General features: G+C 43.7%; 11 protein-coding genes. 6 read left to right on the forward strand and 5 right to left on the reverse strand.

What is annotated here, in order from left to right; all coding sequences use genetic code 11:
• Positions 1-137: 137 nt before the first annotated feature.
• Entirely contained in the window at positions 138-689 is a 552-nt protein-coding gene (gene pal / locus IBX48_RS08270; RefSeq protein ID WP_296833085.1) for a peptidoglycan-associated lipoprotein Pal, read from the reverse strand.
• Positions 690-1,008: 319 nt separating this feature from the next.
• Positions 1,009-1,815 (reverse strand): fumarate/nitrate reduction transcriptional regulator Fnr, encoded by an 807-nt coding sequence (gene fnr / locus IBX48_RS08275; protein ID WP_296833087.1) that lies wholly within the window; start codon positions 1,813-1,815, stop codon positions 1,009-1,011.
• 484 nt (positions 1,816-2,299) lie between these two features.
• Between fnr and IBX48_RS08280 the strand changes: the two genes are divergently transcribed.
• Entirely contained in the window at positions 2,300-3,508 is a 1,209-nt protein-coding gene (locus IBX48_RS08280) for a PfkB family carbohydrate kinase (RefSeq protein WP_296833089.1), read from the forward strand.
• Positions 3,509-3,545: 37 nt separating this feature from the next.
• Here IBX48_RS08280 and rlmB read toward each other — a convergent pair whose 3' ends face one another.
• Positions 3,546-4,280 (reverse strand): 23S rRNA (guanosine(2251)-2'-O)-methyltransferase RlmB, encoded by a 735-nt coding sequence (rlmB, locus tag IBX48_RS08285; RefSeq protein WP_296833091.1) that lies wholly within the window; start codon positions 4,278-4,280, stop codon positions 3,546-3,548.
• Positions 4,277-6,676 (reverse strand): ribonuclease R, encoded by a 2,400-nt coding sequence (gene rnr / locus IBX48_RS08290; protein ID WP_296833094.1) that lies wholly within the window; start codon positions 6,674-6,676, stop codon positions 4,277-4,279. Before rnr ends, rlmB begins: the two co-directional genes overlap by 4 nt.
• A gap of 372 nt (positions 6,677-7,048) precedes the next feature.
• Between rnr and IBX48_RS08295 the strand changes: the two genes are divergently transcribed.
• Positions 7,049-8,509 carry a transporter substrate-binding domain-containing protein gene (locus IBX48_RS08295; protein WP_296833096.1) on the forward strand — a complete coding sequence of 487 codons (1,461 nt, stop codon included), beginning with the start codon at positions 7,049-7,051 and terminating at the stop codon, positions 8,507-8,509.
• Between the two features lie 12 nt (positions 8,510-8,521).
• Here the strand turns inward: IBX48_RS08295 and thiI are convergent, their stop codons facing one another.
• Entirely contained in the window at positions 8,522-9,967 is a 1,446-nt protein-coding gene (gene thiI, locus IBX48_RS08300) for a tRNA uracil 4-sulfurtransferase ThiI (RefSeq protein WP_296833098.1), read from the reverse strand.
• Between the two features lie 128 nt (positions 9,968-10,095).
• Here thiI and IBX48_RS08305 point away from each other — a divergent pair, with 128 nt between their 5' ends.
• The 4 genes from IBX48_RS08305 (at position 10,096) to panD (ending at position 15,192) form a co-directional block, all read left to right on the forward strand.
• Positions 10,096-11,070: a class 1 fructose-bisphosphatase gene (locus tag IBX48_RS08305; protein ID WP_296833100.1), complete on the forward strand. Its 975-nt coding sequence runs from the start codon at positions 10,096-10,098 to the stop codon at positions 11,068-11,070.
• 76 nt (positions 11,071-11,146) lie between these two features.
• Entirely contained in the window at positions 11,147-11,671 is a 525-nt protein-coding gene (gene ppa / locus IBX48_RS08310; RefSeq protein ID WP_296833102.1) for an inorganic diphosphatase, read from the forward strand.
• A 165-nt stretch (positions 11,672-11,836) separates the two neighbouring features.
• Positions 11,837-14,641, forward strand: a complete 2,805-nt coding sequence (gene ppc, locus IBX48_RS08315; RefSeq protein WP_296833104.1) for a phosphoenolpyruvate carboxylase — start codon at positions 11,837-11,839, stop codon at positions 14,639-14,641.
• A gap of 161 nt (positions 14,642-14,802) precedes the next feature.
• Entirely contained in the window at positions 14,803-15,192 is a 390-nt protein-coding gene (gene panD / locus IBX48_RS08320; protein ID WP_296833106.1) for an aspartate 1-decarboxylase, read from the forward strand.
• The last annotated feature ends 150 nt before the right edge of the window (positions 15,193-15,342 follow it).

The raw sequence follows: 15,342 nt of genomic DNA on the forward strand, positions 1-15,342 counted from the left end.
GAATAAGTGACCTTTAAGTCCCGCAGAATCAACCAGGGGTTAATCGAGGTGCCCATTTGTATATTTTACAACGCCACAAACAAAAAAGCCCTCCCGCATAGCTGGGAGGGCTTTCTAAATGAAAGGCTTACTAAAGATTAGTAAACAAATTCACCACGACGGTTCTGAGCCCAAGCTTCAGTGTTGCTGGCTTCAACCAATGGACGGTCTTCACCAAAACTGATTACATCAATACGCGCAGGTTCAACACCCTCAGCAATTAATGCATTTTTGATCGCATTCGCACGGCGTTCACCAAGTGCAAGGTTGTATTCACGCGAACCACGCTCATCACAATGACCTTCAACCGTTAACTTTGCGTCAGGATTGATAGATAAATAATCTGCATGCAACTTAATCACATCATGAAACTCTGACTTAACTTCAGAACGATCAAAATCGAAGTGCACACGCTTACCGTGTAACGCGGCAAAAGCGTCTGCAATTTGTTGTGCTTTTTCGTTCACAGCCGCCTGATCTTCTGCTTGACCGGCCAAGCTGGCTGTCTCACCTGCGCCGGTACTAGTTTGGCTAACAGAGTCAGATGTTGATACGCCCGCACTTTCGTCAGTTGGTGTTGAACTACAACCAACCAATGCCACGCCAAGCGCCCCTACCATAAATAACTGCTTTAAACGTTCTAATGACATATATTTCTCCGTGGGTTTTTAATTAAAAAGTTTCTAATTGCCTTAAATTATAACAAAATACTAGCATTTCACACACTTTAATAACACCCAATAAAGACAAAAAGTCTGTTTTATTTTTAAATAAACTCAACTTTTTTGTCAAAAAATCGACTTTACTAAATTTTAGGCATAAAAAAACCCAACTCAAGAGTCGGGTTAAGCGGGCTAACATTCAAAGGAATCGATCGCTCGACTTCCATCACAGTTTTATTAAACCATAGCCGCCTAAATTAGTAATTGATTCGCGTCAATTTTCAAGTTAAAGGCATGGGCACCTCGATTAACCCAATTTAACATTAAGATTATTTTCTACTTCCCGAGTATGCACCTTTTCACCCGCCATATCTCGCAATTTATCCAGGTCGGAAATTTGTATTTCCTTACGCTTCCAGTAAACCACTTTATCCTTAGCCAGCCTGGCTAAAATCCGCGAAACCGTCTCAGGTGTCAATCCCAAGTACATAGCCACATCGCGCTGCAAAACATTAAAGCGGAACTCGGTATGTAAATATCCTCTATTCATAAAACGCTGCGATAAACTCCAAATAAAATGCGCCACACGCTGGTCGGCGTTACGCTTGGATAAGATTTCAGAATGTACCCGACCATCATTAACGCCCTTACTCATTAAACAAAACAATTGATGGTTTAACGCAGGAATTTGCATCGACAAGGTTTCCAACTGGTCAAACGGGATCGCGCAAACCGAAGTCGTGTCTAACGCCACGGCATTACACTGATATTGTTTTGTACTGAGTGCATCCAGGCCAATTACATCACCGGGCAAGTAAAACCCTAAAATTTGCTCATCACCTTGATTAGTGAGTGTGTAAACCTTAACCACGCCGGCTTTAATGGCAAACACCGAATCAAAAATTTCACCAAATCGATATAAATGATCCCCTTTTTGTAATGGGGTTTTACGCTCGACTATGGAGTCCAAACGAGTTATATCGGCTCTCATTAATCCAGTAGGAAAGCAAATCTTCTGAAGACCACAGTTTGGGCATCCAATATTAAATGCATTTTTTAGTTCGCCCACTTTCGCTCCCAGGATATAAATCTCTGTATATGTTTTATTAGTCATTTTGTACTGATTCTAACGGCTTTTAAGATGCCTGTCACGCCCACCTACCCCTCGCTAATTTTATTTACCTATAAATATTTTATTTCCATACCATTAACCTTTTTTAATTAGTGGTTATAAGTTTTGACTAGTTTTTAATCAATCTAACATTTTCTCGCAGATTTAAAGCACTTAGTCGACAGCCAAGCTTATAATCCACAAAGTTATCCACACAATTTGTGAATAAAACACAGCCTAGAAAAATAGCTTTAAATCCATACTTAACCCTTTAATTACAAAAACTTATCTAGTTATAAACAATTACAAGTGCTAATTTCATCAAGGCCTATCAGCCACTTTACTCAAGGCTTGACAGCGTGAGTGATATTGGTTTAAGTCCAACCAAGTTAAGCCATAATTATGCTAAAATTCAGCCCATTTAAGCCGAGGCATAAATTCCCTTCGGTCTTGATTGATTTGAACTTTTTGATTACGGAAAACAGACATGGCAAAAATTCTTGGCGTTGGCAATCTCGTACTAGACACCATCTTAACTTTAGACCATTACCCGAAAGAAGATGACGAAGTACGCGCACAATCTCGCCAATTTCGGTTTGGCGGCAACACAGCGAATACCTTGTATGTTTTATCACAACTGGGTCATGAGTCGGCGATTGCCAGCACACTAGCAACCGATGAACAAGCCAAGCATCTCAAAAAAGCAATTCAGGACCAGGGTATTTCGACCGAACATATTCAGCGCTTTATTAAAGGGGCTACGCCTACGTCCTACATATTTGTCTCTAAGCACACAGGGTCTCGAAGCATTACTCATTATCGTGACCTGCCCGAATTGGGTTTCGAACATTTTGCCAAAATCGAAGTTGAAGCTTACGACTGGCTGCACTTTGAAGGCCGTAATATGGACGCGCTACCAGGCATGTTAAATATTGCTAAAACTTTTTTAGATCGCCAACCCATTTCACTTGAGATTGAAAAAGCTCGCGATGGTATTGAAGCGTTATTTAGCTCAGCTAACCTGTTATTGTTTTCACATCACTATGCCAAACAAAAAGGTTATCAAGATGCAGAGAGCCTACTAAAAGAGGCCCACAAAGCCGCGCCGCAGGCCAACTTGGTCTGTACCTGGGGTGACAGAGGAGCCTGGTGTCTATCGGCCAGTGGCGAACTACACCATGAGCCTGCACAGCCGATTAAACAGCTAGTCGACACCCTAGGCGCAGGCGATACGTTTAACGCGGCCATCATTCACCACTTATTAGCTGGCGCCAACTTAAAACAAGCCGTGCATCAGGCCAGTTTATTAGCGGCTCGAAAATGCCAACAGTTTGGCTTGGATAATTTACTACAACCTCTCGCGAGTCGTAAACCTATCGCGAATATAAAACACATCAGCAGCTCTAAAGCCACCGTAGTGCCTGCGCCAGGTCGATCGCATAAAGTGGTATTAATTAAATATGATGATCAAATCAAAGCCTACGAAAACAACTGTCCACACCAAGATGTGCCGTTAGATGAAGCTTATAAAATTGACATTAATCCGTTCGAGATGACGATGAAGTGTTCCGTACATGATGCTTATTTTCGAATCGATGATGGCGTTTGTATTGAGGGGCCTTGCTGGCGAGATGAATTAAAACCGGTCGATATCGAAATTGATTCCGATACCGGCGGCATTTATTTAGCTGAATAGCCTTACGGTTTAAAGCACCACCAGGCCTGGTGGTGCTTTAAACCGCTTGTTTTTGACGCTGAATCTCGTACAAAGTGACGGCAGCCGCCACCGATACATTTAAGCTTTCTACCTGTCCAAGCATCGGAATCGCAATTAACTCGTCACAGTTTTGGCGTGTTAACTGACGTAAGCCCGAGCCTTCCGCCCCCATAACCAAACCTAATCGACCTGAGAACTGGGTTTGATACAAAGTCTTATCGGTTTCACCCGCTAAGCCCACTACCCACAAACCGGCTTGTTGCAGACTCTGGATAGTACGGCTTAAATTAGTTACTGCGACTAATCTAACCGTCTCAGCCGCACCACTCGCGACCTTTCGGACGGTGGCATTCAAACCAACCGAGTTGTTTTTAGGAATCACGACCGCATCCACTCCGGTGGCATCGGCCGTTCGCAAAATGGCCCCTAGATTATGAGGATCTTGCACTTCATCTAAAAACAAAATCAAACAATTGGGCGACTGCTCAACCAACTCCAACAAGTCAGATTCGGAAAACTCGGCTTGCGGGGCCACTTCAGCCATCACGCCTTGGTGCACGGCCTGCATTTTAGCAAAAAACGACTTTGCCTCAAAGCGAGTCTGCACTCCTAAAGCTTGCGCCTGACTTAGTAAATTTTGCTGACGCGGGTTCAATCGACCCTCTATCAAAATTAACTGATAAATTAAATGCGGCGATTGCTTTAACAAACGTTCTATCGCATGCACACCATAAAGTGTGTCAACACTCATGATTCGGCCTTAGGGGCTCTCGGCTTACGTTTCTTGCGAAAATTACGCGAGCGACGCTTTTTCTTTGGCTTTGCTTCACCGTCTTCATCCGTTTCAGTCTGAGGCAGATCGTCATTCGCTTCAATCTTGCCATCTGTTTCACCATCTAAAACAGGATTGGGGTTTAAGTGGCGGATTAAACGCAGATCAATTTTGCGGGTATCCAGCACGACTTGCGCAACTTGTACTTCAACGCGATCCCCTAAACGATAAACCAAACCGGTACGTTCACCTTTTAGACAATGCCGTACTGGATCGAAATGGAAGTAGTCTTCACCCAACTCGGTAATGTGCACCAAGCCTTCGATATACAAATTGTCCAGCTCAACAAACATACCAAAACTGGTTACAGAAGAAATCACAGCTTGATATTGCTCACCCAAACGATGTGATAGGAATTCGCATTTTAAGAAGGTAATGGCATCACGCGTAGCTTCATCAGCACGACGTTCGCTATCGGAACAATGGCGACCAAAGACTTCCATCTGGTTTTCAGTATAAGCAAAACCTTCGGTTCCTTGTTTCAACCAAGCGTGACGAATCGCACGGTGAATTAACAAGTCCGGATAGCGACGAATCGGTGAAGTAAAGTGTGCGTAATGGTCATAGTTTAAACCAAAATGCCCCTTATTTTCAGGCTGATACACGGCTTGATTCATACTTCTCAACATTACGGTCTTAACTAGGTGAGAATAAGATTTACCCTCAACCTGACTCATAACGGCATCATAGTCTTGCGCGGTTGGTTCATCACCACCCCCCAACTGCAAACCAAAATCAGCTAAAAAGCCTTTTAGCTTTTTAAGCTTTTCTTCTTTTGGCTTTTCATGCACACGATAAAGAATCGGTAACTTATGCCATTTTAGGAAACGTGCGGTGGCCACGTTTGCCATTAACATACATTCTTCAATCAGCTTATGGGCCTCGTTACGCACCACCGGAATGATTTTGTCGATCTTAAGATCTTCATCGAAAATCATTTGGGTTTCAACTGTATCGAACTCTAATGCACCGCGTTCGGCACGCGATTTTAATAGAATTTTGTATAACTCGTTTAAAGATTCAATATGTTCAACCATCGGTGCAAAGCTTTGCTTATGCTCACTTTGCTCGTTCGTCAAAATATCGTGCACTTGGTTATAGGTCAAACGCGCTTTGGAGTTCATTACGGCTTGATAAAATTGACTACGTTCAAGTTGACCATCGTCCGAAATATTCATATCACAAACCATACACAAGCGGTCAACTTGTGGATTTAACGAACAGAGTTCATTTGACAACTTCTCAGGCAACATTGGAATAACACGTTGTGGGAAATAGACTGAATTCCCACGTTTATAAGCTTCCTTATCCAACTCGCTACCTGGTTTGACATAATGCGATACATCCGCAATCGCCACCACCAAACGCCAGCCATTTTTGCGACGTTTAGCAAATACCGCATCATCAAAGTCTTTAGAGTCGGCGCCATCAATCGTCATTAAAGGCAAATGACGTAAATCTTTACGCCCTTCCATGTCGGCTTCGGTGACGTCGTTTGGAATTTGATCTAATTCGGCCAATAAGCTTTCCGGCCATTCGTTCGGAATACCAAACGCATGAATCGCCGTGTCAATTTCCATACCGGGCGCCATATAGTCGCCCATAACCTCTACAACTTTACCAATCGGACCATGTCGTCTAGAGGGCTGCATCAAAATATCAACCAAAACGATCTGCCCCTCCACTGCGCCCATTAAGCCATCAGCCGGTACAAACACATCTTGCGTAATACGGTTGTTATTGGGATGAACCCAAGCCATATTTTCTTCTATGTGTACACGACCCACAAGTTGGGTTGAATTGTGATGTGTGACTTCGACAATCGTGGCTTCTTTACGGCCACGACGATCTTCACCAATAACCGAGACAATCACCTCATCACCGTGCAACACTTTGTGCATCTCTTGGGCCGATAAAAACAGGTCATCGTCTAAAGTGTCGGTGCTTAAAAAGCCAAATCCATCTGGATGCCCAATAACTTTACCTTTAATCAGATCCATTTTTTGAATCAAACCAAACGCACCGCGACGATTTTTTATGAGTTGTCCATCACGTAACATCGCCTTTAAGCGGCGCGACAAGGCCTCAAAACGTTCTTCATCTTCAGGAAAGATATCAAGATTTTCGGCCAGCTGCTCCAAGCGCATCGGCTTATTGACTTGCTCGAGGTGCTCAAGCAGAAACTCTCTGCTTGGAATAGGATTTTCGTACTTTTCAGCTTCGCGCTGCGCAAAAGGGTCATCAACGGATGCAATATTTTCTTTAGTCACTCGATACCATCTTAAATTTTGCGGCCCGGTAAAATTATTTCCCATTACCAGGCCTGGTTAAATGCGTGTGCAAGGGTTACTCGCAGAAGTTGTTTGAGGCTTTTTCTTAAAACCCAAATAAAAACAGTTGGAATTATAGCAGACTCCGAGCAAACACCTGCAACCTTATTGCAAGCCAAACCTATGATTTATGATGATTTTAATTAAACCCACCATCCAACCTGGGTTAAATCCGGCCCGTAAATAGCCCATAAAGACCTAAATGAGATCACAAAAAACCCACACCTAACCTACTGTTTTATATAAACATAAGCACCGACTCAGTTTTGCAATTCGGCTTTTGCCAAAGAATTACTGGTAAATTACAACGACTCTTACTAGAATTAGGGCTAACGCTCACAAACGCCAGGTACCCTCTTGCTGCAGATTACGTTATCCATACTAGTGATCATCGCTGGGCTTTTTAGCCCTACTACCGCACAAGTGCAGATTCTGCCTATCGAAACCGATACGTCCTTCTACTATAGAGTCAACGAACCCTTTTTTGGCGACCTTAAAGCCATGCGCGAACGCCGCATCATTCGAGTGCTGGTAAGTTACAACCGAACCAACTACTTCATGTCAGATGCCGGTACACAGGGCATAGAGTATGAGCTCTTAAAATCTTACGAAAATTATCTCAATCGCGGCCCACTCAAAGAACGCTACCAAACCCACATTGTGTTTATTGTTGTGCCCTTTAACGAGCTTATGGATCACTTACTCAGTGGGCGCGGCGACTTAATCGCATCGGGCTTGACTATCACCCCAGGCCGCCAAGCACGCGTCGATTTTAGTGTCCCCTATATAAGAAACGTCACAGAAGTACTGGTATCCCACCCACGCTCACCAACCGTTGAACGCTTAGAGGATTTGTCCGGTCAACGCGTCATCGTCGTAGCAGACAGCAGCTATATCGTAAACTTAGAAATGGCCAACCAAGCACTCGGCCAGGCCGGACTTTCCACGATTGAAGTCGTCAAAGCGGCGCCTATTTTGGATGCTGAAGATCTACTTGAAATGGTGAATGCTGAAATCTATGACTTTACTGTAGTGGATAACCACATTGCCCAAGCCTGGGCATCGGTGTTCAGCAATATACAAGTCCACGATGATTTTATCCTCTATCACAACGGTCAAGTTGCTTGGGCGGTGCGAAAAGACAACCCCAAACTTAAAGAATCACTTAATCAATACATCCATCGCTATGCAAAACCGGGTCGTTTTTTAAGCAATGTACTCTATACCAAGTATTTTGAGCTGGGCACAGGCATCAAACAGCGCCCTCTATCACAAGATATTCTTCGCCAGGTGGATTTTTTAAAACCTTACTTCCAGCTTTATGGTAGCTTTTATGATATCGATTGGTTACTGATTGCCGCCACCGCTTACCAAGAGTCTCGCTTCCAACAAGACACCATAAGTAACAAAGGTGCGGTCGGCATTATGCAAGTTCGACCCAGCACTGCTCGTTCAAAAGACGTCAACATTACGGACATTACGGACATAGAACACAATATTCATGCCGGAGTAAGGTACCTCGCACACCTTAAAGAGCACTACTTCAGTACACCCGATTACACGGAGGCCGAAAGCTTAAACTTTACACTTGCCGCCTATAATGCTGGGCCTACACGTGTGCGTCAGCTACAACGCTTAGCCGAACGCCAAGGACTGGATCCCTACAAATGGTTTTATAATGTTGAACAATTGGCGCGCACGCGAATTGGTCAAGAGACGGTCAATTATGTGATTAGCATTCAGAAACACCGCGTTGCACTAGAATCCGCGCAACGTTTAGAGTTAGAAAAGCGCCTGGCTCGAGGCATTTTTCACTAGCCCCATTTCGACTTAGCTAGCAGGCCGATAAACAAATACATTATTCACCCCTTGGTCACGTAAGTATTGGGCATGCAACTGACTCATCACGCCTTTTTGACAATACAACAAATAACGAGCCTGTTTATTCCAAGCTTTAACCGCTTGGTTTAATTCGTAGAAAGGCACACTTAATGCGCCATCCATTGGGGCTAACTTCTGTTCATTTTCAGCTCGAATATCCACCACCACATCACCCACTTCTAACTCAGAAAAGATTTCCACAGGCGCGGACGCCACAATTTGATCAACCAATTGATCAACTGGCTGGATGTCACGATTGGCCACCGCCTCATCTAACACCGTCATATCAAACTTAGCCGCTTCGGATAAGGTACGGTGAAATGAGGCTTTAATAACCGGATTCTTTGAGATCACGCCGCAATATTCCGGCATACTTTCCGCGAAATGTTTGGTACCAATTTTTTCTGCAATCGAAATAATATCGGGCTTATTCATCATCGCTAAGGGTCGCAACACCAGCATAGAACTTGATTCATCAATCACCGCTAAGTTCTTCAAAGTCTGGCTAGAAACTTGCGCCACACTTTCCCCTGTAATCAAGGCATAGATATCGAGTTCTTTCGCGATGTTTTCAGCCGCTTGTAGCATTAAACGTTTTAACATCACACCCATATAACTTTCATGTACTGAATTAAACAACTCGGCCACCACGCCATCAAACGGCACACTGATAAACTTTATGCGATGCGACGACTCATAACGATTCCACAAATAAATCGCGACTTGTTTTACGCCTAACTCATGCGCGGTGCCACCCAAGTTAAAAAATATAAAATGGGTTTTAATACCGCGTTTAATCGCCAAATAACTCGCCACGGTGGAATCAAATCCACCCGACATTAAAGACAAAGCCTCACTTTGACTGCCCAGCGGATAACCACCTAAACCGGCATAACGCGCTTCAATAATATTCAAAAAACCATCAAACACATCAAATTCAATTTTTACCTCAGGATTATGCAGGCTGACACCTTTGGCTTCACCTTGCTGGCATAAAACATGACCGGTTTCACGCTCAAGCTGCATCGAATCAAAATCATGCTCTCCTGTACGTTTGGCGCGCACCACGAAGGTTTTACCCTTGATTAAAGGCAAAGCAAATGGCACGACTTTTTCAACGACACTTTCAAGAGTGTCTATCGGATACTGTTTTACCTGCCAAATCTGATCAACCCCAGGCGTATTCAGCAATACACCTTGGGCGGCTGCCACCAGGCCTGGTGATGAATCTGGCACAAACACTTCGATCTTATCCCAGTATTTTTTTGTGACGATCTCATCATCTAATCGCTTCAATAAACGCAACAGGTTTTCATGCAATTGACGCACCATTTTCTTTTTAACGGCGTCACCTTTAATCATAATTTCGGGGAAAAATTTAACTATATACTTCATTGATTTTGTTCTTTTTTATACACAATATTTACTGGATTTAGCATTGCATTGTCACATCAACAATGCTTGTTTTTTTTTTGACTTAGCGTTAAGCTAGCCGGATTTTAAACTAACTAAGAGAGCAATCCATGATTAGACTGCATGAAATTCTTAAACGCGACGGCGTCAATCCTGAGCTTCAACAAGTAATCCGCCATACAATGGTAGCGTGTAAAGAGATTTCACACAAATTAGGCCAGGGTGATTTGGCGGGTATTCTTGGTTCAAGCGTCACCGAAAACGTACAGGGCGAAACTCAAAAACTGCTAGACGTTGTATCAAACGACCTTCTAAAGCAGATTTTAATCGAAGACAACTGCGTTAAAGGGATTGCCTCTGAAGAAGAAGATTATACCGTTGCAGGTTCGACTGATGGCAAATACCTTGTATTATTTGACCCACTAGATGGCTCATCAAACATTGATGTTAACTTATCAGTTGGTACGATTTTCTCAATCCTAGAAGCGCCAGATGACAGTCGCCAAGGTGATGATCAAAACATCTACCTACAAAACGGTCGCAAACAAGTCGCCGCGGGTTACGTATTGTACGGCCCATCTAGCTTGTTAGTTTTAACCACCGGTAAAGGTGTTAACTTCTTCACTCTAGATCGCCACATTGGTGAGTATGTTATTACCCGTGAACAAGTTAAAATCCCAACTGAGACTAGCGAGTTTGCTATCAACATGTCTAACCAACGTTTCTGGGAAGATGGCATGAAGAGCTACATCAACGACTGTTTAGCGGGTGAAACTGGTCCGTTAGGTAAGCGTTACAACATGCGCTGGGTGGCCTCAATGGTAGCCGAAGTTCACCGTATTTTGGTACGTGGTGGCATCTTCATGTACCCTTGGGACAACCGTGAGCCAAACAAGCCGGGTAAACTACGTCTAATGTACGAAGGTAACCCAATGAGCATGCTAATTGAACAAGCCGGAGGTTTATCAACTACCGGTCGTGAGCACATCATGGATGTCGAACCTAAAGACATTCACCAGCGTTGCCCAGTTATGCTCGGTTCTAAAACCGAAGTTGAAAAAGCAATGACCTACTTAAAAGACTAAGGTTTACCAACACTGAACCCACTTCCACCCGCTGTTCGCGGGTGGTTTTGTTTTACTCTAACAAAAGGAAATAATCATGGGTTATGCTGCCGTTACTGCAGGCCAAGAGTTACCAAATGATATTAACGTTATCATCGAAATTTCAGCCTTCGCCCCACCCATTAAATATGAAGTCGATAAAGACACCGACCTTGTCTGGGTTGACCGTTTACAGGGCGCGACCATGTCTTACCCAGCCAACTATGGTTACATTAACCAAACCCTAGCCAACGATGGTGATCCGGTTGATGTATTGGTGGTTACCCCCCACCCACTAATGGTAGGCTCGGTGATTCGTTGTCGCCCAATTGGGGTATTAAAAATGAGTGATGATGGTGGTGAAGATGCAAAAGTGATTGCCGTCCCCGTTAATAAACTCACCCCTATTTACAAAGACATCACAGCGGTTGAACAAATTCCATTATTAAAAGAGCAGATCGAACATTTCTTTAAACACTATAAGGATCTAGAGCCTGGCAAATGGGTCAAAATTGATGGCTGGGAAGACGTCGAATCAGCGCGGAAAGAAATTTTAGACGGCGCTAAACGCTACCAAGCCTAACTCTTGAACTAGATTCGTATTATCGGTTAAATATACTTAGTGTGCATTAATCCAAATGCACACTAACAACCCTTCTTTTGTATTTCACGACTATGTTTTCAATCTTGATCTTAATGAAATCTGCTATAATTGCGCAAATTTTTTACGGATAGAGATTTCTTTTTTATGACCAAGATCATCACTAACGACCCACAAGACAAACAACTTAGAGCACGTGTCAAGCTGCTTGGCCGCTTGCTCGGTGAAGTGATTGAAAGTCAAATTGGCCCTGAAATGTTAGCGGCGGTTGAAAAGCTACGTACGGGGTATATTCAGCTTCGCAAACAAGATGATCCGACCTTGCGCGCAGAACTCAGTGAGTTTATTCAACAACAAACGCCTGACGACCTGATTCTCATTATCCGTGCGTTTAACATTTATTTCAGCCTAGCCAATCTGGCCGAAGAAGAACATCAGTACCATGCTCGTCAAAGCCAGTTAAAAGCCGATGGCCCATTATGGATGGGCTCTATGCTCAACACCATCAACCAGTTTAAAGCCGACGGCATGAGCGCGGAAGAAGTCAGCACTTTATTGAATAAACTGGAATATATTCCGGTCTTTACCGCCCACCCGACCGAATCTAAACGCCGCGCAGTCATGGAAAACTTGCGTCGTATTTTTGTAACCTTAGACGGCTTAAACGAAGCTGAAACCTACAACAATACATTTTCAAAAGAAGAAGTGGTTCAAAAACTTAAATACCAAATTCAAGTGCTATGGAAAACCGACGAAGTGCGTCGCAGCAAACCGACCGTAAACGATGAAATTCGTAACGGTATTTACTATTTCCGCCAATCCTTATTCAAGTCAGTTCCACAAGTTTACCGCTATATGGAACGTGCTTTAGAGCTTAACTATCCAGATGATCATATTGAAACACCAAATTTCTTAACCTTTGGCTCATGGATTGGTGGTGACCGTGACGGCAACCCATTTGTTACTCATAACACCACCTCTCAGGCACTGTATCTTCAATCGCGCGCGGTGATTTACGAATACCAGCGTCGAATTTTTGAGCTGAGTTCTTTGCTAACCCACTCTCGTTATATTGCCGACATCAATCAAGAAGTGATTAATCGAGCCACCATAGTGGATGCCGACCTACTTGAAAAGGTATTTCATAGACGTTCAGAGCGTTTTAAAGACGAGCCTTATCGTCGTTTGTTATATCTGATGCATGGCCGTTTACAAGAAAACCTGGATTATATTGAAGCCAAGCTGAATGGCGACAAGCCCGTTGAAAAAGGTCGGTTCGCTTATCAGTCTGAAGATGAGTTTTTGGCCGACTTGCAACTAATCCACGATTCGTTATGCGGTCACGGGGATCACAGTATCGCTAACGCCGATTTAAAAGACTTAATTCGCTTAGTGCAAACCTTTGGCTTTTATCTGATGCGTTTGGATATTCGTCAAGAGTCGACCGTACACACCAATGCGGTGACCGATTTGTTATCCCACTTAGGTGTGGACTACGCCAGCTTAACGGAAAACGAACGTTTACAACTTCTCGCCAGCCATGTTGGTTCCGCTACCATCATCGACACTCAGCATTTAGCACTTAAAGACATGACACGTGAAGTGTTAGAGGTCTTTAATGTGGTACGTGAGATGCGCAAAGAAATTAGTCCGAAAGCCTTTAACAACTACGTCATCTCTATGACCCATGATGCCAGCCATGTCATGGAAGTGTTATTTTTAGCTCATCAGGCTGGTTTAGCGGGTTACAACGCAGGCGAACCTTATTGCGATATTCACATCTCGCCACTATTTGAAACAATTGAAGATTTAAGCCACATTGTGCCGGTTACCTCAGCCTTATTTAACAACCCAACTTACCATGCGTTATTAAAAGCGTCAGGCAACCAACAAGAAATCATGCTGGGTTATTCGGATTCGGCTAAAGATGGCGGTAATTTATCTTCAGCTTGGAGCTTATACCAAGCTCAGCAGAAAATAATGAAACTGGCGGACGAATGTGATGTTGAATGCCGCTTATTCCACGGCCGAGGTGGCACGATTGGACGTGGAGGCGGCCCAACCCACATTGCAATCTTATCCCAGCCCACCGGCACGGTACGTGGCGCGATCAAGTTTACTGAACAGGGTGAAGTTTTATCCTATAAGTACAGTAACTCTGAAACCGCGACCTATGAGTTGTCGCTGGGTGTGACCGGCTTAATGAAAGCCAGCACCTGTTTAGTGAAACCCGTGGAGCAAGACAATCAATCGCATCTCGAAATCATGCACACGCTGGCACAAGACGGTGAACAAGCTTATCGTGAGCTCACCGACCATACTGAAGGCTTCTTTAAGTTTTTCTATGAAGCCACTCCAGTGAACGAAATTGGTTTACTGAACATTGGTTCACGCCCGTCTCACCGTAAAAAGGGCAATTTATCGAAGTCATCGATTCGTGCAATTCCATGGGTTTTCGGCTGGGCACAAGCGCGCCTAACCTTCCCTGCTTGGTTTGGGACGGGTTATGCCTTAAATAAATGGGCGCAACACAACGGCGAAGATCAGCTAAAACAAATGTATGAGCAATGGCCTTTTTTCCGGGCACTGTTAAGTAATATTCAAATGGCACTGTTCAAGACAGAATTAAGAACCGGTCAAGAGTACAGTGAAATTGCTCAAGACCAAGTGCAAGCTCAAAAGATCTACAACATGATTGCCGAAGAACATAGGCGTACAGTGGCGGGTTCTTTAGCCGTCAGTGGCAACCCGTTCTTAATGGCCGAAACGCCAAACATTGCAGTTTCTTTGAAACGTCGTAACCCTTATTTGGATCCGCTTAACCATATCCAAATTGTATTACTTAAGCGTTATAAATCCGAAACCTCAACCGATGAGGAACGTGATCTATGGCTTAAGCCATTGCTAAATAGCATTAATGCGATTGCCGCAGGGATGCGTAACACGGGTTAGAAACCAAAACAGCTCGTGCTGTAGTCAAGTAAACTTAAAACCCCAACGCTTCATTAATTTATCAATTAATGAAGCGTTTTTTATTTTTATAGTTTCGAGTATAATGTGTGCCCAAGCTGGGTTGGAAGACTTGAATTAACGAACGGATAACGAGAAATAGCATGCAAATTACCCTACTAAAATCCAAAATTCATCGAGTGACGACCACCCACTCCGAGTTGGACTATGAAGGCTCATGCGCGATTGACGGTCATCTTCTTGATACTGCCGGTATCCGTGAGTACGAACAGATCCAAATTTATAATATTCGTAACGGTGAACGTTTTACCACCTATGCAATTCGTGCCGAAGAAAATACCGGCATTATTTCGGTCAACGGTGCCGCTGCGCACAAAGCAGATCCAGGTGACTTACTTATTATTGCGACCTACTGCGTATTAGATGAAAAACAAGCCGAAACCTACCAACCCGTCCTAGTTTATGTGAATGGTGATAATGCCATTACTCACACACGTAACTTTATAGCGAAGCAGATTAAAACGGCTGTATAACAGCAAAATTCTGTTTTTGATGCCAACCACCAGGCCTGGTGGTTGGTTTAAACAAACCAAACAATACTATTTTCATGTGGGCACCTCGATTAACACCTGGTTGATTCTGCGGGACTTAAAGGTCACTTATTCTAGGCGTGCGTCGCCGAC

The sequence above is a fragment of the Thiomicrospira sp. genome, from assembly GCF_014859555.1.
GTDB lineage: Bacteria > Pseudomonadota > Gammaproteobacteria > Thiomicrospirales > Thiomicrospiraceae > Thiomicrospira.

Coding starts and splice junctions, on each gene's coding strand:
- panD (WP_296833106.1), top strand. CDS start 14,803: ATGCAAATTACCCTACTAAAATCCAAAATTCATCGAGTGACGACCACC.
- rlmB (WP_296833091.1), bottom strand. CDS start 4,280: ATGAGTGTTGACACACTTTATGGTGTGCATGCGATAGAACGTTTGTTA.
- fnr (WP_296833087.1), bottom strand. CDS start 1,815: ATGACTAATAAAACATATACAGAGATTTATATCCTGGGAGCGAAAGTG.
- rnr (WP_296833094.1), bottom strand. CDS start 6,676: ATGGGAAATAATTTTACCGGGCCGCAAAATTTAAGATGGTATCGAGTG.
- ppa (WP_296833102.1), top strand. CDS start 11,147: ATGGGTTATGCTGCCGTTACTGCAGGCCAAGAGTTACCAAATGATATT.
- pal (WP_296833085.1), bottom strand. CDS start 689: ATGTCATTAGAACGTTTAAAGCAGTTATTTATGGTAGGGGCGCTTGGC.
- thiI (WP_296833098.1), bottom strand. CDS start 9,967: ATGAAGTATATAGTTAAATTTTTCCCCGAAATTATGATTAAAGGTGAC.
- ppc (WP_296833104.1), top strand. CDS start 11,837: ATGACCAAGATCATCACTAACGACCCACAAGACAAACAACTTAGAGCA.
- IBX48_RS08305 (WP_296833100.1), top strand. CDS start 10,096: ATGATTAGACTGCATGAAATTCTTAAACGCGACGGCGTCAATCCTGAG.
- IBX48_RS08280 (WP_296833089.1), top strand. CDS start 2,300: ATGGCAAAAATTCTTGGCGTTGGCAATCTCGTACTAGACACCATCTTA.